The organism is Polaribacter sp. IC073 (genome assembly GCF_007997075.1).
GTDB lineage: Bacteria > Bacteroidota > Bacteroidia > Flavobacteriales > Flavobacteriaceae > Polaribacter.
Map to the genome: position 1 here is coordinate 48,853 of NZ_VORS01000001.1, position 21,974 is coordinate 70,826.

General features: G+C 31.5%; 23 protein-coding genes. 5 read left to right on the forward strand and 18 right to left on the reverse strand.

The genetic code is table 11. The annotated features are described in order from the left end of the window. Positions 1 to 10: 10 nt before the first annotated feature. The 3 genes from asnS to ES045_RS00210 are packed head-to-tail and all read left to right on the forward strand — an operon-like array spanning position 11 to position 3,528. Positions 11 to 1,444 carry an asparagine--tRNA ligase gene (gene asnS, locus ES045_RS00200; protein WP_147110559.1) on the forward strand — a complete coding sequence of 478 codons (1,434 nt, stop codon included), beginning with the start codon at positions 11 to 13 and terminating at the stop codon, positions 1,442 to 1,444. 24 nt (positions 1,445 to 1,468) lie between these two features. Next, positions 1,469 to 2,926 carry an RNA polymerase factor sigma-54 gene (gene rpoN, locus ES045_RS00205; RefSeq protein WP_147110562.1) on the forward strand — a complete coding sequence of 486 codons (1,458 nt, stop codon included), beginning with the start codon at positions 1,469 to 1,471 and terminating at the stop codon, positions 2,924 to 2,926. Next, a complete protein-coding gene (locus tag ES045_RS00210) occupies positions 2,926 to 3,528 on the forward strand; it encodes a hypothetical protein (RefSeq protein WP_223267140.1) in 603 nt (200 codons plus the stop codon). The genes rpoN and ES045_RS00210 overlap by 1 nt, the downstream gene beginning before the upstream one ends. On the opposite strand, the gene ES045_RS00215 is transcribed toward ES045_RS00210, so the two are convergent. The 6 genes from ES045_RS00215 to ES045_RS00240 all read right to left on the reverse strand — a co-directional run bounded on the left by ES045_RS00215 (position 3,523) and on the right by ES045_RS00240 (position 7,894). Then, on the reverse strand, positions 3,523 to 4,200 hold the full coding sequence (locus tag ES045_RS00215; protein ID WP_147110565.1) for a porin family protein: 678 nt from the start codon (positions 4,198 to 4,200) through the stop codon (positions 3,523 to 3,525). The two genes, ES045_RS00210 and ES045_RS00215, sit on opposite strands and share 6 nt — an antisense overlap. A 118-nt stretch (positions 4,201 to 4,318) precedes the next feature. Further along, positions 4,319 to 4,783 carry an ExbD/TolR family protein gene (locus ES045_RS00220; protein ID WP_147110567.1) on the reverse strand — a complete coding sequence of 155 codons (465 nt, stop codon included), beginning with the start codon at positions 4,781 to 4,783 and terminating at the stop codon, positions 4,319 to 4,321. An 18-nt stretch (positions 4,784 to 4,801) separates the two neighbouring features. Continuing rightward, the gene (locus ES045_RS00225; protein ID WP_147110570.1) at positions 4,802 to 5,425 is read right to left on the reverse strand and encodes an ExbD/TolR family protein; all 624 of its coding nucleotides are present in this window, start codon (positions 5,423 to 5,425) and stop codon (positions 4,802 to 4,804) included. Positions 5,426 to 5,429: 4 nt separating this feature from the next. Beyond that, the gene (locus ES045_RS00230) at positions 5,430 to 5,900 is read right to left on the reverse strand and encodes a hypothetical protein (RefSeq protein ID WP_147110573.1); all 471 of its coding nucleotides are present in this window, start codon (positions 5,898 to 5,900) and stop codon (positions 5,430 to 5,432) included. A 6-nt stretch (positions 5,901 to 5,906) separates the two neighbouring features. Further along, positions 5,907 to 6,629, reverse strand: a complete 723-nt coding sequence (locus ES045_RS00235) for a MotA/TolQ/ExbB proton channel family protein (RefSeq protein ID WP_147110576.1) — start codon at positions 6,627 to 6,629, stop codon at positions 5,907 to 5,909. Between the two features lie 227 nt (positions 6,630 to 6,856). Further along, entirely contained in the window at positions 6,857 to 7,894 is a 1,038-nt protein-coding gene (locus ES045_RS00240; RefSeq protein ID WP_147110578.1) for an asparaginase, read from the reverse strand. A 94-nt stretch (positions 7,895 to 7,988) separates the two neighbouring features. Here ES045_RS00240 and ES045_RS00245 point away from each other — a divergent pair, with 94 nt between their 5' ends. Next, positions 7,989 to 8,687 (forward strand): zinc metallopeptidase, encoded by a 699-nt coding sequence (locus tag ES045_RS00245; protein WP_147110581.1) that lies wholly within the window; start codon positions 7,989 to 7,991, stop codon positions 8,685 to 8,687. Positions 8,688 to 8,954: 267 nt separating this feature from the next. On the opposite strand, the gene ES045_RS00250 is transcribed toward ES045_RS00245, so the two are convergent. The 3 genes from ES045_RS00250 to ES045_RS00260 form a co-directional block, all read right to left on the reverse strand. After that, complete coding sequence (locus tag ES045_RS00250) at positions 8,955 to 9,134, reverse strand: hypothetical protein (protein WP_147110584.1); 180 nt, start codon at positions 9,132 to 9,134, stop codon at positions 8,955 to 8,957. A gap of 49 nt (positions 9,135 to 9,183) precedes the next feature. Beyond that, on the reverse strand, positions 9,184 to 10,980 hold the full coding sequence (gene lepA, locus ES045_RS00255) for a translation elongation factor 4 (RefSeq protein ID WP_147110590.1): 1,797 nt from the start codon (positions 10,978 to 10,980) through the stop codon (positions 9,184 to 9,186). 110 nt (positions 10,981 to 11,090) lie between these two features. Continuing rightward, positions 11,091 to 11,366, reverse strand: coding sequence for an EF-hand domain-containing protein (locus ES045_RS00260; RefSeq protein ID WP_147110593.1), 276 nt, complete (start codon positions 11,364 to 11,366; stop codon positions 11,091 to 11,093). Positions 11,367 to 11,627: 261 nt separating this feature from the next. Between ES045_RS00260 and dusB the strand changes: the two genes are divergently transcribed. After that, entirely contained in the window at positions 11,628 to 12,629 is a 1,002-nt protein-coding gene (gene dusB, locus ES045_RS00265; protein WP_147110597.1) for a tRNA dihydrouridine synthase DusB, read from the forward strand. Position 12,630: 1 nt separating this feature from the next. Here dusB and ES045_RS00270 read toward each other — a convergent pair whose 3' ends face one another. The 9 genes from ES045_RS00270 to kbl form a co-directional block, all read right to left on the reverse strand. Next, a complete protein-coding gene (locus tag ES045_RS00270; RefSeq protein ID WP_147110600.1) occupies positions 12,631 to 13,833 on the reverse strand; it encodes an ABC transporter permease in 1,203 nt (400 codons plus the stop codon). Positions 13,834 to 13,848: 15 nt separating this feature from the next. Then, positions 13,849 to 14,244, reverse strand: coding sequence for a 30S ribosome-binding factor RbfA (gene rbfA / locus ES045_RS00275; protein WP_147110604.1), 396 nt, complete (start codon positions 14,242 to 14,244; stop codon positions 13,849 to 13,851). Positions 14,245 to 14,264: 20 nt separating this feature from the next. Beyond that, complete coding sequence (locus tag ES045_RS00280; protein WP_147110608.1) at positions 14,265 to 14,909, reverse strand: response regulator transcription factor; 645 nt, start codon at positions 14,907 to 14,909, stop codon at positions 14,265 to 14,267. After that, positions 14,906 to 15,658, reverse strand: coding sequence for a sensor histidine kinase (locus ES045_RS00285; RefSeq protein WP_147110610.1), 753 nt, complete (start codon positions 15,656 to 15,658; stop codon positions 14,906 to 14,908). Before ES045_RS00285 ends, ES045_RS00280 begins: the two co-directional genes overlap by 4 nt. Before the next feature lie 621 nt (positions 15,659 to 16,279). Further along, complete coding sequence (locus ES045_RS00290; RefSeq protein ID WP_223267141.1) at positions 16,280 to 16,894, reverse strand: hypothetical protein; 615 nt, start codon at positions 16,892 to 16,894, stop codon at positions 16,280 to 16,282. Between the two features lie 344 nt (positions 16,895 to 17,238). Further along, positions 17,239 to 17,532: a hypothetical protein gene (locus ES045_RS00295; RefSeq protein WP_147110616.1), complete on the reverse strand. Its 294-nt coding sequence runs from the start codon at positions 17,530 to 17,532 to the stop codon at positions 17,239 to 17,241. 68 nt (positions 17,533 to 17,600) lie between these two features. After that, positions 17,601 to 19,112, reverse strand: a complete 1,512-nt coding sequence (gene atpD, locus ES045_RS00300; RefSeq protein ID WP_147110619.1) for a F0F1 ATP synthase subunit beta — start codon at positions 19,110 to 19,112, stop codon at positions 17,601 to 17,603. A 161-nt stretch (positions 19,113 to 19,273) separates the two neighbouring features. Beyond that, positions 19,274 to 20,629, reverse strand: coding sequence for an OmpA family protein (locus ES045_RS00305; protein WP_147110622.1), 1,356 nt, complete (start codon positions 20,627 to 20,629; stop codon positions 19,274 to 19,276). Between the two features lie 116 nt (positions 20,630 to 20,745). Further along, positions 20,746 to 21,939: a glycine C-acetyltransferase gene (gene kbl / locus ES045_RS00310; protein ID WP_147110626.1), complete on the reverse strand. Its 1,194-nt coding sequence runs from the start codon at positions 21,937 to 21,939 to the stop codon at positions 20,746 to 20,748. Positions 21,940 to 21,974: the final 35 nt, after the last annotated feature.

Below are 21,974 nucleotides of genomic sequence, written 5' to 3' on the forward strand. Positions count from 1 at the left end.
TTTAAAGATGATGATGAAAAATAACGTAGCAGAATTATTAAAATCAGGTACCGTTTTACAAGAAGTAATTATAAAAGGTTGGGTTAGAACTTTTAGAAGCAATCGTTTTATTGCTTTAAATGATGGCTCTACCATAAACAATATACAGTGTGTAATCGATTTTGAAAACACTTCTGAAGAAACCTTAAAAAGAATAACTACAGGAGCAGCAGTTTCTATAAAAGGAACGATTGCAGAAAGTCAAGGAAAAGGACAATCGGTAGAAATTCAAGTTTCTGAGATAGAAATTTTAGGAGATTCTAATGCAGATGAATATCCGATTCAACCCAAAAAACACAGTTTTGAATTTTTAAGAGAAAATGCACATTTGCGTGTAAGAACAAATACGTTTAGTGCAGTAATGAGAGTGCGTTCTAAGCTTTCTTTTGCGGTTCATAAATATTTTCAAGACAATGGTTTTAACTATGTAAATACCCCAATTGTAACAGGGTCTGATGCTGAAGGCGCAGGTGAAATGTTTAGAGTTACTTCTTTCGAAGACAATAAAGCACCCGTTACAGAAGATGGTAAAATAGATTATTCTAAAGATTTCTTCGGAAAAGAAACAAACCTTACCGTTTCTGGTCAATTAGAAGCAGAAGCGTATGCCATGGCTTTAGGTAAAGTTTATACTTTCGGACCAACTTTTAGAGCAGAAAATTCAAATACAACACGTCATTTAGCAGAATTCTGGATGATTGAGCCAGAAGTTGCTTTTATGGATCTAGATGGTAATATGGATTTGGCTGAAGATTTTATAAAATCTGTTTTAAGCTATGTTCTAGAACATTGTAAAGAAGATTTAGCCTTTTTAGATGAACGATTTACACAAGAAGAAAAGTCTAAGCCTCAATTACAGAGAAGTGAGATGAGCCTGTTAGAAAAGCTAAAATTTGTAGCAGACAACAATTTTAAAAGAGTTTCTTATACAGAGGCAATAGATATTCTTAGAAATTCTAAACCTAATAAAAAGAAGAAGTTTCAATATCCTATAAATGAATGGGGAGCCGATTTACAGTCTGAACACGAACGTTTTTTAGTTGAAAAGCATTTTAAATGCCCGGTTATATTGTTTGATTATCCAGCAGATATTAAAGCATTTTACATGCGTTTAAATGAAGATGGTAAAACAGTTAGAGCTATGGATGTATTATTTCCAGGAATTGGAGAAATGGTTGGCGGTGCGCAGCGTGAAGAACGTTATGACGTTTTGTTAGCGAAAATGAAAGCCATGAATATTGATGAAAAAGAGCTTTGGTGGTATTTAGATTTGAGAAAATTTGGTACAGCAGTGCATTCTGGTTTTGGTTTAGGTTTTGAGAGATTGGTTCAGTTTACAACAGGAATGGGCAATATTAGAGACGTAATACCGTTTCCAAGAACACCACAAAATGCAGAATTTTAATCCGATTTTTGTATCTTTAAAAATATGCTAAAACAAAGCTTACAATATAGACTCTTACAGAAGTTATCTCCGCAACAAATTCAGTTGATGAAGTTAATTCAATTGCCTACACAAGCATTTGAAGAACGTCTAAAACAAGAGATTGAAGAAAACCCCGCGTTAGATACTGGTAAGGAAGAATCCGATGACATTGATGATGATTTATCGAATGAATTTGATGATACCGGAACAGAAAAAATTGAAGCTGAAGACATCAACATAGATGAATATCTAAGTGATGATGAAATTCCGAATTATAAAACACAAGCCAATAATTATTCCGCAGATGATGAGGAAAAAAATGTGCCTTATGCAGCCGGAACTAGCTTTCACCAATCCTTAAGCAATCAATTAAATACGTTTAGTTTAAATGATGAGGAACGCGCTATAGCAGAATTTCTAGTAGGTAGCATAGATGATAGCGGTTATATTAGAAGAGAAATTATAGACCTTGTAGATGATCTGGCTTTTACTGCAAATGTATTTACTACAGAAGAAAAAGTAATTGCGGTTCTTAAAAGGGTTGTGCATACTTTAGATCCTTTAGGTGTAGGAGCCAGAGATTTAAAAGAATGTTTAATTATTCAATTAAAAGCAAAAGACAAAACAAAATACAGAAGTTTATCTATAGAAATTCTAGAAGATGCTTTTGATCATTTCGTGAAAAAACATTACAAAAAACTTCAAGAAAAGTATACTATTTCTGAAGATGAGTTAAAGGAAGTGATTAAAGAAATTTCTAAATTAAATCCTAAACCAGGAAGTTCTTACGCTGGAAACAATAAGATTGCAGAACAAATTGTTCCAGATTTTTCTATTAAACTAATAGATGGTGAATTAGATTTGGTTTTAAACTCTAGAAATGCACCAGAATTACATGTTTCTAGAGAATATAATAACATGCTAAAAGGTTATCAAGAATCTACTGTGAAATCGAAATCACAAAAAGATGCGGTGTTTTTTATCAAACAGAAATTAGACTCGGCAAAATGGTTTATAGATGCAATTAGACAACGTCAGCAAACGCTTTTAGTAACTATGAATACCATTATGCATTATCAATACGATTATTTTTTAACGGGTGATGAACGCAAATTAAGACCTATGATTCTTAAAGATATTGCAGACAAAATTAATATGGATGTTTCTACAGTTTCTAGAGTTGCAAACAGCAAGTATGTTTCTACTCCTTATGGCACAAAACTGATTAAAGAATTCTTTTCTGAGTCTATGAAAAACGACCAAGGTGAGGATGTTTCTACAAAAGAAATAAAAAAAATTCTTGAAACAGTAATTGCAGAAGAAGACAAAAAGAAGCCTCTTACAGATGAAAAGTTAGCAGCAATTCTAAAAGAAAAGGGCTATCCTATTGCTAGAAGAACTGTAGCAAAATACAGAGAGCAATTAGATTTATCTGTTGCCAGATTACGAAAAGAAATTTAGTGGAAAGGTTTTACAAAGCCATATCTGTAGTTTTACATCCTATTGTAGTGCCTACAATTGGTGTTATGCTGTACTTTTTATTGATTCCTAACAACTATGCTAGTCATAAAAAACTAGCATTATTAAGCTTGGTATTTGTAACTACGTATTTGGTTCCTCTTTTAATATTAATCTTATTCAAAAAATTAAAACTGATAAAAACTTTTAATGCACACAGCATCAAAGAGAGAAAAATACCCGTTGCTATGATGATTGTGTTGTTCTATCTTTTAGGAAACACCATTGCAACAATTGCTGGTATGAGAGACATTAGCCTGTTGTTTTACGCTACAAGTGCAGCTTTTACATTGCTATATATCTTTTTTACTTTTCAATTAAAAATTAGTATTCATTTACTTTCATTAGGAATTTCAACAGGTTTTTTTGTTTTACTAGGAATCATCTACTCCTATAGTTTCCCAATTGTAGTTATTGTAAATGTATTGCTGGCAGGCGTTGTTGCAAATGCAAGACTTTACTTAAAAGCACACACGCCAAAAGAAATATATTATGGATTTTTCTTTGGTTTTACAGCTCCATTCGGAATCTATTATTTGCTATAAGAAATAGAAAATCAACCCAAATTTTAAAATTTTTGTATCTATTGCTTCTCCGTTAATTACACCATTGTTAAAGATAGGTGTTAAACCATAAAAGAAGTTAATATTAAACTCATCATAACCAGCAGAAATTGTTAAACCATACTGCAGTTTATTATAAGCAGAAACATTAGCATATTTAAATTGAATAGAATTAGCATCTAAATATTGAAATTTATTACTAAGGTTGTATGAGAATTTCAATCCAGTATAAACCCTCCAGAAGTTATATTTTTTAGCGGTTGATGTTCTCCACCTAATCTCTAAAGGAACCTCTAAATTATGGGATTTAAAGACGTTTTCTGAGATAGAGTTATCATTACTAAACATCGTACTACCGTTTAACTCTGCTACTTTTAATTTATGATTAAAAAAGTCATAGCCATAGCCAACACCGGCTGCAAAAGAAAATGTTCCTTTTTTATTTAAAATAAAATCTTTAATAAAACCGGTAGATAAAGAATAAGAAAAGTTACTTTTTGTAATTGTTGATGGTTGTTTATTAAACTGACTATAGGAAACCGACAAATAAATTTGATCTTCGGCATATCTATCACCTAAACTTAAGGAGTCTTTCTGAGAAAAGACCAATAAAGGGAACACCAAAAAATAAAATAAAATCAATCTAATTTTCATAATACGAGTAACGAAATATAAAGATACAATATTTCATATATTACTAATTTAAATTTAGAGCAAAAAAAAAAGGATAATTCAAATGAATTATCCTTTTTTTTTTGCTCTAATGTATCAATTAATTGCTTGCACCTTTAGATGCAGAATAACTAATTTTAAGCGCATTTACATCTCTTAGTTTTAACCTAATGTCTATAATTGTACCTACGTTAGATTCTTTATCTGCCTTAATAGAAGTAGTCATAAATGGTACTTCAGCTTCAGAAACCTTAGACCTTTCATTAATAATAAAAGCAGGTACATCATCTGCAGTCGCTATTTTATCATTTAATTGAATCCTATTGTAACTAGCACCATACTTTGGGTCTTTAGATTTACCCACGTAAATAGTACTTACCAAACTTTTATGCTCCAATTTTTTTACTTCTGTAGCGTTAGGTAGTCTAGGATTTTCAATTTGCAATTCAGTTTCTCTCATGGTAGTTGTTACCATAAAGAAAAACAACAACATAAAAACGATGTCTGGCAAAGAAGCAGTGTTCACTGCTGGCATTCCTTTTTTCTTTTTTCTAAATTTAGACATATTGTTGTATTTTAAAATTTAATTAGACGTAGGTTCAGCATCAGAAATAATTTCTGGATAACTAGTTTTGATATCCTCTACTTTTTTCTTCAGACTTTCATTACTCCTATCATCTTTGTAAGACTCTTCTAATTCTGGAAAAGGGATTCCGTAACGTTCTTTTGAAAGTCTGTTACGCAACTCTGAATAGGCTCTTATCAATTCATTTTGAACTTTTAAGTACGTACCATATTCTGTACCTCTATCACTTTGAACAGAAATAATTGCTTTATTTGGATGATCTGATGAAGAAGTACTTTTAGCTCCTTTACAATATGTACAAGGCCCCGTTGCAACCCCTTCGTCTATTTTACCATCACCACCGCCATTGTCTATAAAAGCCATTGCAGCATCTTTAAGGTCTTTAATTTCCATTCTGTCTCCTTCTACAAGAAGATCATTATCTCTATTAATATTTACCTCGAAAATATTCTTTTCTTTGATAATTGGTGGTACGTAATCTTCTGGTGGTTTTTCTGATAACTTTTTAGAAACACCAGAATCTACGTTCATTGTTGTTGTTACTAAAAAGAAAATTAATAACAAGAAGGCAATATCTGCCATGGAACCTGCATTAATTTCTGGATTCTCTCTTCTTGCCATAATTTTATGATTTTATTAAACCTTTACCTAAATCTAGGACGAAAAATGCTAAACCAATTCCGCCTAAAATAATACTAAACCAGATTCCAGCTCCTGTTAATTTATTAATTGTAGAACCTTCTTCTCCACCTTCTAAAATAGTACCTGCGTTGTCTATGACAACGGTACTATCTGCTAAGAAATAAGAAACTATAAACAAAACACCTAAAACAGTTAAACCTAATAAGGTTTTCTTTAAATTTTCTGGGTTTTTGAATAGACCTAACAAAGATAAAATAAGAGTTACTACTATTACTCCGTATAATAAGTACTGAGAAAAAGAAATTAGTGGGCTAACAACACTGTTTTGTACAGCCACATCATTTTCTACAGCATCTTCACCTGCCATAAGTACTCTTACTAATAAGATTATACCTACTAAAGCGATTGCCGTCACAACATATGTGATAATTTTTGATAATTTATTATCTATCATGATAAATTATTTTTTATACTTTACTAATAAATCGATCAATTGAATAGAAGCGTCTTCCATATTATTAACGATACTATCAATTTTAGAAACGATATAATTATAGAAAACCTGTAAAATAATTGCAACAACTAAACCAAATACAGTTGTTAATAAGGCTACTTTAATACCTACTGCAACTACTCCTGGAGAAATATCATTTGCCTCTGCAATTGCATCAAACGCTCCAATCATACCAATTACAGTACCCATAAAACCTAACATTGGTGCTAGTGCAATAAATAATGACAACCAAGAAACGTTCTTCTCTAAAAGTCCCATTTGAACTCCACCGTAAGAAACAACTGCTTTCTCAGCACTTTCTATACCTTCATCAACTCTATCTAAACCTTGATAAAAGATAGAGGCAACAGGCCCTTTTGAGTTTCTACAAACTTCTTTAGCAGCTTCTACACCACCTGAACTTAAAGCTTCATCTACATTTGCTACTAATTTCTTAGTATTTGTAGACGCCATGTTTAAATAAATAATTCTTTCAATTGCAATTGCTAAACCTAAAATTAAGGCTACTAATACAATTCCCATAAATATTGGGCCACCTTCAATAAAACGAAGTTTTAATTCTTGGTGAAAAGTTCTTGACTCTGCTGCTGCTTCCTGTGCAAAAGTTGATTGAATAGCTCCAAAAAACATGAATCCTGTTACAGATAGGACATTTACTACTTTTTTCATCTCTGTTATAATTAATTTTTAATAGTTAACGGGTTAAAGATATAAATTTTCATCTCAAATAAACAAATGTTAATCAATTTTAATACTTTTTGAAACAACTTAACACTTTATTCATTTCTTAATAGAGTGGCAAGTAACAAAAAAATTGTTGCTCCTCAAAAAAAAATCAATCTATTTTACGTAAAAATAAACTTTTTTTTTAGAGTTGGGTGTTTTTGTCTAAAAAATTATTTCTTACTAATTTCTCCTCGCAAAGATTTTTGAAAGTAGTATTTAAAACTCTCATCCGTTAAATCTTCGCTTAATAAATACATAAGCTTCGCAATAGCTGATTCTGTTGTAATATCTATTCCACCAATTACACCTATTGCCTTTAAACCAATACTTGTATCATAATGACCAAGAATTACGCTACCACCAGAACATTGAGTAACATTTATTATTTTAATACTTTTTTGTATTGCAGACGCTATTAAGTTTAAAAACCAAGGTTCATTTGGTGCGTTTCCGGCACCATAAGTTTCTAGAACAACACCTTTTAAATTATTGATATTTAGAATTGCCTGCACTACCTGCTCTGTTATTCCTGGGAATAATTTTAAAATAACGACGTCTGTAACTAGTTTTTTTCTAACAATTAACGCTTCATTTCTTTTTTTAACCTCGGGTATTAAATGTTCATTGAAATTTAAATGTACACCACTTTCTGCCAATGCAGGATAATTCATCGATGCAAACGCTTCAAATTGTTCTGCACTTATTTTTGTTGTTCTATTTGCTCTGTATAATTTGTACTCGAAATACAAACAAACTTCAGAAATAACAGGCTTGTCGTTTTTTCTTGAAGCTGCAATTTCTATCGAGGTAATTAAGTTTTCTTTGGCGTCTGTTCTTAAGTCTCCGATGGGTAATTGAGAACCTGTGAAAATAATAGGTTTTTGCAAATTCTCTATCATAAAACTAATAGCAGAAGACGTATAGGACATGGTGTCTGAACCTGTTAAAATTACAAAACCATCATATGTATTGTAATTTTTTTCTATGATTTCAAGAATGTCAACATAGTATTTAGTATTCATGTTTGACGAATCTATAGGCTCTTCAAAAGAGATACTTTTTATGTTGCATTCTAGTTGTTCTAATTCTGGAATTTTATCTATAATTTGGCTAAAATCGAACACTTTTAAAGCATTTGTTTTGTAGTCTTTTATCATACCAATTGTACCACCAGTATAGACAATTAGAATCTTTGGTTTCTTTGTCATTTTGTCATTTTTATACTCCGAATTAAAATTGGAATACTTTATGATGTAAATCTATCAAACAAAAATGATATATAATTTTAAAACTGTATAAATTATGATAGGATTCTATATTTTGATTGGCGCAATCTCTTTAGTAAGTTGGCTAATTAGTAAAAAATTAAAGGATAAGTTTAAAAAATACTCTAAAGTTCAGCTTAGAAATGGAATGAGTGGTGCAGAAATTGCCGAAAAAATGCTTGCAGATCATGGTCTTTTGGATGTAAAAGTAATTTCTACTCCAGGTATGTTAACAGATCATTACAATCCGCAAAACAAAACAGTAAACCTTAGTGAAGGTGTTTATAACCAAAGAAACGCGTCTGCTGCAGCTGTGGCAGCACATGAATGTGGGCATGCTGTGCAACATGCAGAAGCGTATAGCTATTTAACAATGCGCTCTCAATTAGTGCCCATTGTTAGCGTAACTTCTAAGTTTTCTCAATGGTTGGTATTTGGTGGGTTAATTTTAGGTGCGGCTTCTGGGGCTGCTGGCATTGGTTTCTATATTGCAGTTGCGGGTTTAATTTTTATGGGTTTTGCTACGCTTTTTAGCTTTATTACTTTGCCCGTAGAATATGACGCTAGTAACAGGGCTTTAGCTTGGTTGAAAAACAAAAATATGGTTTCTCAAGAAGAGTTGGCTGGTGCAACTGATGCTTTAACATGGGCTGCAAGAACATATTTGGTTGCTGCTTTAGGTTCTTTAGCAATGCTATTGTATTGGGGATTACAGATTTTAGGAGGAAGAGACTAGTAGTACTAATCTTAAATATATATTTAAAATGCTTCGGATTTTTTCGAAGCATTTTTTTTGTTATTTCTATGAAAGAATAATCTAAACTTATTTTTACATAAAGTATCTTATGCTGAGAAATAATAGAATGTAGGCAAACAAGTTTAGCCCTGATTGAAACGGCATCCTTTTTGTTTTTTACAAAAAGATATAGTGGAAAGCAGGAAGTAGCTTCAAATAAAAAACCTTCTTGATCTCTCAAAAAGGCTTTTACATTATATTATAAATCTAAGAATCTAATTGATTTTTTTCTTTTTTTTTTGGTAGCAAACCAAAAGTTAAAGAAAGTCCTAGAGCAGTTAGTAATCCTGTAATAAAATCTACAATATCGTTTTCTAACTTAAAAATAAACAATAGACTAGCACAAAAAACCAAAAGTACAATTCCTATAATCTTATATGTATTCATATCAATATTTTAGTTTTGACTCTTGGTTCTAATGTTCTTGTTCTTTCTGCTAATCATTCAGCTTTAAAACGGCCATAAATGCTTCTTGTGGAATTTCTACATTACCAACCTGACGCATTCTTTTCTTTCCTTTTTTCTGCTTTTCTAATAGTTTACGTTTTCTAGAAATATCCCCACCATAACATTTTGCGGTAACATCTTTACGCAATGCCTTTGTAGTTTCACGCGCAATAATTTTTGCACCAATTGCTGCCTGAATAGGAATATCGAACTGTTGTCTTGGTATTAATTCTTTTAGTTTTTCTACTATTTTCTTACCAATTGTAAAGGCATTATCTGCGTGTAAAAGTGCAGAAAGCGCATCTACTCCGTTGCCGTTTAATAAAATATCTACTCTTACCAACTTCGATTCTCTCATACCAATCGGAGAGTAATCGAAAGATGCATATCCTTTAGAAACCGTTTTTAAACGATCGTAAAAATCGAATACAATTTCCGCCAAAGGCATGTCGAAGGTTAATTCTACTCTTTCTGTTGTTAGGTAAGTTTGATTTACAATTTCTCCACGTTTTTCAATACACAGACTCATTACTTGTCCAACAAAATCAGATTTTGTAATAATACTTGCTTTGATAAAAGGTTCTTCTACTCTGTCTAATCTCGACGGATCTGGTAAATCTGTAGGATTATTTAAAAGTAATATTTCGTTTGGATTCTTCTTAGTATACGCGTGGTAAGACACATTGGGAACTGTTGTAATAACAGTCATGTTAAACTCACGTTCTAAACGTTCTTGAATAATTTCCATGTGTAACATTCCTAAGAATCCACAACGGAAACCAAAACCCAAAGCGGCAGAACTTTCTGGTACAAATACCAAAGAAGCATCATTTAATTGCAATTTCTCCATAGAATAACGCAATTCTTCATAATCTTCTGTATCTACAGGGTAAATTCCTGCAAAAACCATTGGCTTTACGTCTTCAAACCCATCAATATTTTCTGTGGTAGGATTTAGTGCATCTGTAATTGTATCTCCTACTTTTACTTCTTTTGCTGTCTTAATTCCTGTAATTAAATACCCAACATCACCTGTTTTTACAGATTTTCTAACTACTTGTTCTAACTTTAAAGTACCTACTTCATCTGCAAAATATTCATTATTAGTTGCCATGAATTTAATACGTTGTCCTTTTTTGATTTCTCCGTTAAAAACACGAAAATACGTTTCAATTCCTCTGTAAGAATTGTAAACAGAATCGAAAATTAAGGCTTGTAATGGCGCATCTGGATCTCCTTTTGGAGCAGGAATTCTAGCTATAATTGCTTCTAAAATGTTTTCAACTCCGAAACCTGTTTTTCCACTAGCGTGAATTATTTCTTCTGGATCGCAACCTAATAAGTCTACAATATCATCTGTAACTTCTTCTGGGTTTGCAGAAGGTAAATCTACCTTATTTAAAATAGGAATGATCTCTAAATCATTATCTAAAGCCAAGTATAAGTTAGAAATTGTTTGTGCTTGTATACTTTGTGCAGCATCTACAATTAACAAAGCGCCTTCACAGGCAGCAATTGAACGAGAAACTTCGTAAGAGAAATCTACGTGACCTGGAGTATCAATTAAATTCAAAATAAACTGCTCTCCATTATGCGTATAATCCATTTGAATGGCATGCGATTTTATGGTTATTCCGCGTTCACGTTCTAAATCCATACTATCTAATAACTGATCTTTCTTTTCACGATCTGTTACAGAGCCTGTATACTCTAACAATCTATCTGCTAACGTACTTTTACCATGATCTATATGTGCGATAATGCAAAAGTTTCTAATGTTCTTCATACTTCGTTTTCTAACTGCGTTCAACTTACAAAGATATGTTATTTACAAACCTTGTCAAATAAAAAAAGTACAATGCCAACCATTGTACTTTTCTTTTCGTTTTAGTAGCTTTACAAATCTCTTTCTAATTCTTCAATTGCGACTTTAAACTCTTCCCAATTTATGGTATCATCACTAGACCTGTCATACCCTTTTAATAATTCTTTTGCAACAACACCTCTTATAAAACCATTGATTGCTGCGCTTTCTAACATTTTTTTTATTTCAGTTATTTTTAGTCTTCCATCTTTGTCAGAATCAAAAAAACTAAAAGCTTCTTCTGGTGAGTCAAACTGATTTGTTATTAGAATTCTAATCTTTCTTAAAATATTTTCTTTTGCTCCCATAATTTAAATTATTCTTTTCACTCTGTAAGATATAATTATATTTTAAAACAGCACTACATTCAACACTTCCTTTGTACTAAAAAATAAATACATTATTAAATTGAACATGGTTATTGCCTTATAGAAAAAACTAACTTTCTTAATTTTAGACTGTTCTATGAATTGAAATAAAACACTATTCTCCTTCAAAAATTAGAAGAAAAGAACATTTTATTTCCTAGAGGTTGAAAAAACACTAATTTTGCATAAAAATAATTTACTTTGGTAAAAATAGGCAACATAGAATTACCTGAATTTCCACTTTTATTAGCACCGATGGAAGACGTTTCAGACCCTCCGTTTAGAGCTTTGTGCAAAGAACATGGCGCAGATGTAGTGTATACAGAATTTATTTCTTCGGAAGGTTTAATTCGTGATGCGGCAAAAAGCGTGATGAAATTAGACATTTATGAAAAAGAACGTCCGGTAGGAATTCAGATTTTTGGTGCAAATTTAGAGTCGATGTTAAGAACGGTAGAGATTGTAGAAAAATCGAATCCAGATATTATAGACATTAATTTTGGTTGTCCTGTTAAAAAGGTAGTTTCTAAAGGTGCCGGTGCAGGAATTTTAAAAGACATCGATTTAATGGTTTCTCTTACAGAAGCTATGGTAAAACATACCAATTTACCAATTACTGTAAAAACTCGTTTGGGTTGGGATCATGATTCTATTAGAATTGTAGAGGTTGCAGAACGTTTGCAAGATGTTGGCTGTAAAGCAATTTCTATTCATGGTAGAACACGCGCTCAAATGTACAAAGGTGAAGCAGATTGGAGACCTATTGCAGCTGTGAAAAATAACCAAAGAATGCACATTCCTGTTTTTGGAAATGGAGATATTACTACACCAGAAAAAGCAATGGAAATGCGAGATTCTTACGGTTTAGACGGCGCAATGATTGGTAGAGCTGCTATTGGCTATCCTTGGTTTTTTAATGAAGTAAAACACTTTTTTAAAACTGGCGAACATTTATCAAAACCAACAATTGCACAACGTGTAGAAATGGCAAGAAGGCATTTGCAAATGGCCATTGACTGGAAAGGGGAACATTTAGGAGTTGTAGAAACCAGAAGACACTATACCAATTACTTTAAAGGAATTCCGCATTTTAAAGAATATAGAATGAAAATGGTTACTTCTGACGATGCAAATGACGTTTTTACTGCTTTTAATGAAGTGGAGGCTAAATTTGGAAACACCATTATTCCACAAGAATATTAATCTATTTTTCTATAAATTCTTCGGTAATTCTGCTACTTGCAATCTTCGCTGCTATAAAGCCTAAAATTGTAATTGTACAGAATACTATTAGAAGATTCATAAATCTAAACTCTACAGGGTATGCTAAATCTGGCACAATCATAAATAGCTCAAATTTCTTTTGAAGAAATACCAAAGCGATTCCTAAAAATAAACCAATACACATTCCGAAAAATGTAAGTAAGAAACCTTGAAGAATAAATATCTTCTTAATCTCTTTTATGGTTGTTCCTAAATTAAATAAGGTTTTTAAATTCTGTTTTTTATCAATAATCATCATAATTATTGCACCAATAACATTAAATAGTGCGATAATAACAATTAATGTAAAAATTAAGTAAGACACAAAATTCTCTGTATTTATTACTTTGTAAAAAACTTCGTTTAGTTGCTCTTTTGTTTGCACTTTGAAGTCTTGCCCTAAACTGGTTTGTAATACATCTGCAACGTCATCTGAATCTTGACTATTATGCAGTTTTAACTCAATTGCAGTTACTTCATTTTCTTTAAAACGCAATAAACCTCTGGCCTGTTCTATAGATGTAAATACATATTTACTTTCAAATTCTTCGGTTCCTAGATAGACACCTACAATTTGTGTTTCAATTTTATAAAAAGGATTTCTAGGGTTCACAAAACCTTTACCTGGTTTCGGAATCATTATTTTTAGAGGTTCTCCGTAATTTAAAATCCCTAATGAAAGTTTGTTTGAAATTCCTCGTCCGATAACGGCAGTATTGCTAAAGTCTTTTTGCAACCAAGTACCTATACTTAAAGACGAATCTATTTTAGAAATTTTAGTGTAATTTTCTTCAACTCCTTTTATAAAGGCAATTTCTGTTTTCTCATTATATTCTAAGAAAACACGCTCTTCTATCACTTTTGAAGTTTCTTTAATTGAGGTATTCAAAGTTAAAACCTCATGTACATCTTCTGTAATATAAAAAGATTTACCAATTGTAGTGGTAATTTTAATATCTGGATCTGAAACATCGAGTAAACTATAACTAAAAGTTCTAAGGCCAGAAAAGCCAGATAAAATTATAAACAAAGCCAAAGCCCCTACAATTACACCAAAAGAAGCAATAATAGTAATAATGTTTATCGCATTATTGCTCGTTTTAGAAAACAGGTATCTTTTAGCGATGTAGTAAGGAAAACTCAAAATAAAGAAACGTATTTATCTTTTTTGACGTTTTGCCAAAACATCTGGGTTCTTTATAGGATCTGAATCATTCCCTTTTAATGACTTGTCAATTTCTTCTATGTAATCTAAAGTATCATCACCAAAAAATAATAATTCTGGCATTCTTCTTAATTGATTACGCGTTCTTTTTGCCATTTCATGACGAACTAAAGGCGTATTAGATTGTATTCCTTTTACAATTTCTTCTCTATTTTCTGAAGGAAAAATACTTAAATATACTTTCGCAACTCCTAAATCTGAAGTAACATGTACTTTAGAAACAGAGATTATTACTCCTTTCATACCATCTTGTGCCGCTTTTTGCAACACATCTACCAAATCTTTTTGTAAAACTCCTGCAATTTTACGTTGTCTGTTTGTTTCTTCCATTGTGCAAATTTACAATATTTTTATGGAGTATAAATCTTATTTTTTATAGCATACATAACCAAACCAACTCTATTTTTTACATTCAATTTTGTAAATAAAACATCTCTGTAACCATCAATAGTTTTCGGACTTAAACACATTCTGTCTGCTACTTCTTTATAGGTTAATTCTGAACAAGCGTATCTCATAAACGTTATTTCTCTTTCTTTTAATTTAATCTCTTCTGGTTCGTGGCCAGAAAGCGATTTCATTAATAAATTTGTAACGTTTTTAGTATGATAAAAGCCATTTTCTACAATCTCTGTTAAAGCTCTTTCTAAAACTGCTTTTTCTGTATCTTTTAACAAATAACCAATGGCACCAACTTTTAACATTTTTAAAATAGTAGTATCTTCATCTTCCACAGAAAGCGCCATAACATTAACACCTTCATGATGCTCTGAAATCCATTGTGTAGTTTCTATTCCGTTCATTATAGGCATATTGATATCCATTAAAACAACATCTGGAATAAACTTTGCTGAAGAAGAAAACTTATCGACTAATTCCTGTCCATTTTTGCAAGTATATAACACTTTAAATTTCTCAAAAGTATTAACCATGGCAGCAATAGCCTGAGAAAGTAATGTATGATCGTCTACAATAACAACTGAATATTTTATCATAACTTATATCTTATTTTCAAGGAAGTTCCCTTATTTACTTCGGAGGTAAAAACTGCGAAAGCTCCAATTAATTTTGCTCTATTTTTTATATTTTGCAATCCTATTCCGTTAGATTTATTTTTAATCGTTGAAAAACCAACTCCGTCATCTTTTGCTATAATTTCTAATCCATTCTTATTAAAATTTATGCATACATTTAAATTAGAAGCTTTAGAATGTTTAATTGTATTGGAAAAGAATTCTTGTAATATTCTAAACATGATAATACTTGCTTTTTTATCAATTTTCTGTTCTTTACCAGATACTTTAAAGGTTGATTTGATATAATTTAATCTGTTAAAACGATCAATTTCTAATTGAACTGCGTCTTTCAGATTCATATTTTTTATTGCTTCGGGATTTATTAGTTTAGACAAAGCCCTAACTTCTGTTAACCCCTTAGTAATCGTTTCAGAAACTTCATCTAGATTATTTGCAGTGGCACTTTGCAGTTGAATTTTAGCTAAGGTTAATAACTGACCAATATTGTCATGCAGCTCCCAACTAATATTCCGAAGAGTCTCTTCTCTAATTTCTATTTGTGTTTCTGCTATTTCACGTTCAAAACGTTTTTTATTTTGTTCTTGTTCTTCTAATAGTAGATTTTTCCTTTTCTGAAAAAAACCAAAGAGCAGCACAATAAAGACAACAAACAAAAGTATGATTACTGTTGACGCATAAAGTATTACTTGACTTGCTTTCGACTCCATAATATCCCGAATATAAAACAACTATGCATAAACAATGATAAAAAAACCTGAATTTTTATAAAATATGATTTAATTTCACGAGGTATAGCACTCAAAAAATTAATAATAGATGTAAATGGTATCGTGCCTAAATAATAAAATAGAAGCCCAAATGCGATCCAAAAAGAAAGTGATTTTTTATAGTTTAAAATTCTATTCGAATCTAAAAAATCTTTGTAAAACAAAAATAAAACGATCGTTATTAAGAAACTTCCAGAAATAGATGCTAAAGAATTATATTTAGTTAGGTAATTATCTAGAGAAATTAAATTTGATGAAAAATAAATAATATTAAAGATAATTATAATATTTAATATTATTTTTTTTGTTTTTTTTGAATCTAAAATCTCTCTTGAAAAAAAGAACAAACAATTAAACTCTAAAAAAATTAGGCTGTTATAAACCCATAAATTATCATACCCTTTATGCTTCACATAGCTTGCAATCATTTCAAATGAAAACATAAAAAATAGGTATGCAGAGAAATACTTTAAATCAATCTCAAAAGACTTTTTAAAATAGAATATAGCATAAATTAATGCTGATATAAATGATAATATGTAGGCCGTATATAACAACATATTACATTGGTGGTGTAGGGTCTAATCTATTAGCTCCTGAACTATCCATATCTTCTGGAGAATTAAACGATGGAAAAAAAGAAGCTCTCAACACTTGTTGGGTTTCTTTGCTACTAAACTTGTGTAAAAACTCTGTAAACTTTACTGGTTCTCCTTTTTTAGAATATAAAGGTTCAAAAGCGACACTGTTGCTATTTCCAATTTTTGCTGTAGGCATAAAAATTAAGGTTTGTCTACCACTTCTAGAAATATCGCTATGTTCTTTTGGATATGCCGCTGAAAAAATTCTAATACCTGTTAATTTAATTTCTTTTTCTTCAGATAGTTTTTCTAGATAAGCAATGTATTGCTTTAAGTCATTCAAATCATAAAAATGAGAAATACTTTCAATTGCATCTTTGTCATCATTTGTAAACTCTTTCCTATAGCTGTCTAATACTTTCTTTTGACCAATATCATATTGATGAAACATGCCTGCCATTTCTTTATAAGTTATAGCATTCGCTGGTCTAGAATCATTTACACTAGGTTGTTCTTGTTTATAATCTGTATTACAACTACTCAATATAAATATTGAAAGTAAAAGTATTATGTGAAATTTATTAAACTTTTTCATAAATAATAGGTTAAATTAATATCTCCGAAAATACAATTTTTTACTTCAGATGAAATAAAAAATAGAATAATAATACATATTACATTGAATTCCAGTGAACTATAATATGTTTAAGAGGAGTAAAATAAAATAAAAGGGTGTTTTTCCTTGCTCAAAATAGAGGTATACACTTTATATAAATCTAATAAAAATTAAGACTTTTGATACTTGAATTAATTAGTATCGAAGTTTAAAAGGGGGAATTGCTAAAAGCACTATTTCTACTGAAAAGTGTTCTCTAAGAAGCCAAAAACCTCAAAACATTTCTGTTTTGAGGTTTAATTAGTTTAATTATTAAAGCAAAATTAATCTGCTAAAATAATAGCTTTATTATCATTTAACTCTAAAGTTCCAGATTTAATGGCTAGCATTAACACTTTAGCATCATCTGCATGAGATTCTAATTTGCCGTGTAAGTCATCTAATTCTAGATGATCTTGACTGTGAACATGAATCTTAATTTCACCTTCTTTCAAAATAGATACTATAGGAGCGTGATTATTTAATACTTGAAACTCACCGTCTATTCCTGGAGCTGAAAATAAATCAACTTCTGAAGAAAATAAGATTGCCTCTGGTGTTACTATTTCTAAAAACATATATTTTAGTTTTTAGTTGTTAGTTGTTAGTTGTTAGTAAAAATTAACAACTGCAAACTGCCAACTGTTTATGCTTCCGCTAACATTTTCTCTCCAGCATCAATTGCATCTTGTATAGACCCTCTTAAGTTAAATGCTGCTTCAGGATATTTATCTAATTCACCATCCATGATCATATTAAAACCTTTAATAGTTTCTTTAATGTCAACTAAAACCCCAGGTATACCTGTAAATTGTTCTGCAACATGAAAAGGTTGAGATAAGAAACGTTGTACACGTCTTGCTCTATGAACTACCAATTTATCTTCTTCAGATAATTCTTCCATTCCTAAAATAGCAATAATATCTTGCAATTCTTTGTAACGTTGTAAGATTTCTTTTACCGCTGTTGCTGTGTTATAGTGCTCATCACCTAAAATAGCTGCAGATAAAATTCTAGAAGTAGAATCTAATGGATCTACTGCTGGATATATACCTAATTCTGCAATTTTCCGAGACAATACTGTTGTAGCATCTAAATGCGCAAACGTTGTTGCTGGTGCTGGATCTGTTAAATCATCTGCAGGCACATACACTGCTTGTACAGATGTAATAGAACCTTTCTTAGTTGATGTAATACGCTCTTGCATTGCACCCATTTCTGTTGCTAATGTTGGTTGGTATCCTACTGCAGAAGGCATACGCCCTAATAATGCAGAAACCTCTGAACCAGCTTGTGTAAAACGGAAGATATTATCTACGAAGAACAGCACATCTTTTCCTTGACCATCTCCTGCTCCGTCTCTAAAGTATTCAGCAATTGTTAAACCAGATAATGCAACACGTGCACGTGCTCCAGGTGGCTCATTCATTTGTCCAAAAACAAAAGTTGCTTTAGAATCTCTCATTCCAGGTTTATCAACTTTAGATAAATCCCATCCTCCTTCTTCCATAGAATGCATAAAATCGTCTCCGTATTTTATAATTCCAGATTCTAACATTTCACGTAGTAAATCATTTCCTTCACGAGTTCTTTCACCAACTCCTGCGAAAACAGATAAACCACCATGTCCTTTTGCAATATTGTTAATTAATTCTTGAATTAATACAGTTTTACCTACTCCGGCTCCACCAAATAAACCAATTTTACCTCCTTTTGCATAAGGCTCAATTAAATCGATTACTTTAATCCCTGTAAATAAAACTTCTGTTGAAACAGATAGATCTTCAAACTTAGGAGCAGAACGGTGAATTGACAATCCATCCTTTCCTTCTTTCTTTAAATTACCTAACCCGTCAATTGCATCTCCAGTAACATTGAATAAACGACCATAAATATCGTCTCCAATTGGCATTTGAATAGGATTCCCTGTAGCTAAAACTGCTGTTCCTCTACTTAATCCATCAGTAGCATCCATAGAAATGGTTCTTACTGTATCTTCACCAATATGTTGTTGTACCTCTAATACTAAAATAGAACCATCCGCTTTTTTAATTTCTAACGAATCATATATTTTAGGAAGTTCAGCATTCTCTGTATTGAATTCAACATCAATTACTGGCCCAATAATTTGAGAAACTTTTCCTGTTGTTATAGACATCTGTATCTAATTATAATTATTATTTATATTACGAGATTTAACATCTCATTTTCAGGATGCAAAGATAATTCTTTTTGGTTGTAATTTAAAAGATTTCTCCATAAAAAAAACTCTGCTCGAAATGAGCAGAGTTTTTATACTTAAATTAAGTACTTCTTTATTTATTCAGATAGTTTTATAACTACTCTTCTGTTTTTAGCTCTTCCAGCTCTAGTATTGTTAGTTGTTAATGGATTTTTTTCTCCAAAACCAACTGTTTCTAATCTACTAGTAGCCATCCCTTTTTTCACTAAGTAAGCTTTTACTGAAGCGGCTCTTCTTTCAGATAAATATAAGTTATAACCTTTTTCACCAGTACTATCAGCATAACCTTCAATTACGAAAGTCACATTTTCTGTAGGCTCAATTATATCATATACTTTATCTAATTTTGCAGCTGCATCTGCTTTAATTGTAGCTTTATCTAAATCAAATAATAATCCATTAGTATGTCCTACTAACATTGCTAACTCATCTTCATTAAGAGGATTCTCTGGGCAACCGTCATTAGAAGCTGGTCCAGCAACGCTAACACATTTATCATCTTTATCTAAAACTCCGTCACCATCTGTATCTGGCCAAGGGCAACCTCCGTTAGCCATTGGTCCTGCTTGAGAAGGACATTTATCATTTTTATCAACAACACCGTCTCCATCAGTATCAGGACAACCTTTGTTTGCTTTTGTTCCTTTTTCAGAAGGACACATATCATCTTTATCAGCTACTCCATCACCATCAGCATCAGGACAACCGTTCATTGCTGCTAAACCTGCAGTATTAGGACAAGCATCATCAGAATCTTTGATTCCATCGCCATCAGCATCAGGACATCCGTTAAATTCTTTTAAACCTGCTACTTCAGGACAAGCATCATCTTTATCATATACTCCGTCTCCGTCTGTATCTTTTCCTCCAAATTTAATTACTAAACCTAAAGAAGTTTGATAATGTGCTCTTACTTTATCAGAAAAACCTTTTTTAGTTCCTGTCTGAAAGTTTAAACCTAAGTTGTCATTAAACCAAGTATTAAAACCGAAACCTCCGTTTATCATACCTTCACCACTTGAATCAACAGAAGTATAACCTCCACCTAAATATACATAAGGATCAAACCAACCTGTTTGTCCTACTAAGTTATTTACATCATACTTTACAATCGCATCAACACCATAGTAAAGAAAATCTGAATCATTTTTAGTTCTTACAGTTTCAATCTTGTTTAAAGAACCTGCTAATTGTAAAGAAAAACCTTTATCTAAGTACTTATCTACAGAAATTCTAGAGATAGAAGGTAAAACATTCCAATCATTATTTCCTAATAAATCTTTAATTTGGTCACTAAAGTCGTCACCATTATAAAAATCTACAAGATTCCCACCAAAACCTACAACCCAAGGGTTATTGTCGTCTTGAGCGCTTACGCTACCAACTGTTACCAACGTAAACAAAGCTATCACAGCTAATTTTAATCGTTTCATTATCAAATTTTTTAAATTAAAAGTTCGTTATTATAATACGCAAAAGTAAAACCTTAAAACGTATCCACAAAGACAAATATACAAAATATTCGTGAAAATGTTAATTTTATGTTATTCTAAATAACTTTTAGTTCTTTACCCACTTCAACAAAAGCACTAATTGCTTTATTTAAATGTTCTTCTGTGTGTGCTGCAGATAACTGTACTCTTATTCTAGCCTTCCCTTTAGGAACAACAGGAAAAAAGAACCCAATCACATAAATTCCTTTCTCTAATAATTTATTTGCCATTATTTGAGATAATTTTGCGTCATATAACATAACAGGTACAATTGCTGCATCTGCACCAACCAAATCAAAACCTGCCTTCTCCATTTCTGTTCTAAAATAATTAGTATTCCATTCTAACTTATCTCTAAGTGACGTATCATTAGATATTAAGTCGAACACTTTTAATGATGCCCCTACAATTGCAGGCGCTAACGAGTTAGAGAATAAATAAGGTCTAGAACGTTGACGTAAAATTTCTATAATTTCTTTTTTACCGGTTGTATAACCTCCCATTGCACCTCCTAAAGCTTTCCCTAAAGTTCCGGTAACAATATCTACTCTATCCATTACATTTTTAAGTTCAACAGTTCCTCTACCTGTTTTACCTATAAACCCTGTTGCATGGCATTCGTCAACCATTACTAAAGCATCATATTTATCTGCTAAATCGCAAATTTCATCTAGCTTCGCTACAATTCCGTCCATAGAAAATACACCATCGGTTACAATAATCTTAAATCGGTGGTTTTCTTTATTCGCTGCAATTAGTTGTTCTTCTAATGAAGCCATGTTATTATTATCATAACGATAACGTGCTGCTTTACACAAACGAACTCCGTCTATTACAGAAGCATGATTTAGACTATCTGAGATAATGGCATCTTCTTTTGTTAATAAAGGCTCAAAAACACCTCCATTTGCATCAAAACACGCTGCATATAAAATGGTATCTTCTGTTGTGTAAAAGTCTGAAATTGTTTGCTCTAATTGTTTGTGAATATCTTGCGTTCCACAAATAAAACGAACAGAAGACATTCCGAAACCATGCGAATCTAACGTGTCTTTTGCAGCCTGAATTACTTCTGGATGATTTGATAGTCCTAAATAATTGTTCGCACAAAAGTTAAGCACCTCTTCTCCTGTAGAAATTTTAATAACGGCATCTTGTGAAGACGTTATGATTCTTTCAGATTTATACAAACCTGCTTCTTTTATTTCTTGAATCTCTTTTTTTAAAGTATCTTTTATTTTACCGTACATTTTCTATAGATTTTTATAATTACAAAGTTACAAAG

What these genes read in the sequence shown, in the direction of transcription:
- asnS (WP_147110559.1), top strand. Translation starts at nt 11, where the DNA reads ATGATGAAAAATAACGTAGCAGAATTATTAAAATCAGGTACCGTTTTA.
- rpoN (WP_147110562.1), top strand. Translation starts at nt 1,469, where the DNA reads ATGCTAAAACAAAGCTTACAATATAGACTCTTACAGAAGTTATCTCCG.
- ES045_RS00215 (WP_147110565.1), bottom strand. Translation starts at nt 4,200, where the DNA reads ATGAAAATTAGATTGATTTTATTTTATTTTTTGGTGTTCCCTTTATTG.
- ES045_RS00220 (WP_147110567.1), bottom strand. Translation starts at nt 4,783, where the DNA reads ATGTCTAAATTTAGAAAAAAGAAAAAAGGAATGCCAGCAGTGAACACT.
- ES045_RS00225 (WP_147110570.1), bottom strand. Translation starts at nt 5,425, where the DNA reads ATGGCAAGAAGAGAGAATCCAGAAATTAATGCAGGTTCCATGGCAGAT.
- ES045_RS00230 (WP_147110573.1), bottom strand. Translation starts at nt 5,900, where the DNA reads ATGATAGATAATAAATTATCAAAAATTATCACATATGTTGTGACGGCA.
- ES045_RS00235 (WP_147110576.1), bottom strand. Translation starts at nt 6,629, where the DNA reads ATGAAAAAAGTAGTAAATGTCCTATCTGTAACAGGATTCATGTTTTTT.
- ES045_RS00240 (WP_147110578.1), bottom strand. Translation starts at nt 7,894, where the DNA reads ATGACAAAGAAACCAAAGATTCTAATTGTCTATACTGGTGGTACAATT.
- ES045_RS00245 (WP_147110581.1), top strand. Translation starts at nt 7,989, where the DNA reads ATGATAGGATTCTATATTTTGATTGGCGCAATCTCTTTAGTAAGTTGG.
- ES045_RS00250 (WP_147110584.1), bottom strand. Translation starts at nt 9,134, where the DNA reads ATGAATACATATAAGATTATAGGAATTGTACTTTTGGTTTTTTGTGCT.
- lepA (WP_147110590.1), bottom strand. Translation starts at nt 10,980, where the DNA reads ATGAAGAACATTAGAAACTTTTGCATTATCGCACATATAGATCATGGT.
- ES045_RS00260 (WP_147110593.1), bottom strand. Translation starts at nt 11,366, where the DNA reads ATGGGAGCAAAAGAAAATATTTTAAGAAAGATTAGAATTCTAATAACA.
- rbfA (WP_147110604.1), bottom strand. Translation starts at nt 14,244, where the DNA reads ATGGAAGAAACAAACAGACAACGTAAAATTGCAGGAGTTTTACAAAAA.
- ES045_RS00280 (WP_147110608.1), bottom strand. Translation starts at nt 14,909, where the DNA reads ATGATAAAATATTCAGTTGTTATTGTAGACGATCATACATTACTTTCT.
- ES045_RS00285 (WP_147110610.1), bottom strand. Translation starts at nt 15,658, where the DNA reads ATGGAGTCGAAAGCAAGTCAAGTAATACTTTATGCGTCAACAGTAATC.
- ES045_RS00290 (WP_223267141.1), bottom strand. Translation starts at nt 16,894, where the DNA reads ATGAAAAAGTTTAATAAATTTCACATAATACTTTTACTTTCAATATTT.
- ES045_RS00295 (WP_147110616.1), bottom strand. Translation starts at nt 17,532, where the DNA reads ATGTTTTTAGAAATAGTAACACCAGAGGCAATCTTATTTTCTTCAGAA.
- atpD (WP_147110619.1), bottom strand. Translation starts at nt 19,112, where the DNA reads ATGTCTATAACAACAGGAAAAGTTTCTCAAATTATTGGGCCAGTAATT.
- ES045_RS00305 (WP_147110622.1), bottom strand. Translation starts at nt 20,629, where the DNA reads ATGAAACGATTAAAATTAGCTGTGATAGCTTTGTTTACGTTGGTAACA.
- kbl (WP_147110626.1), bottom strand. Translation starts at nt 21,939, where the DNA reads ATGTACGGTAAAATAAAAGATACTTTAAAAAAAGAGATTCAAGAAATA.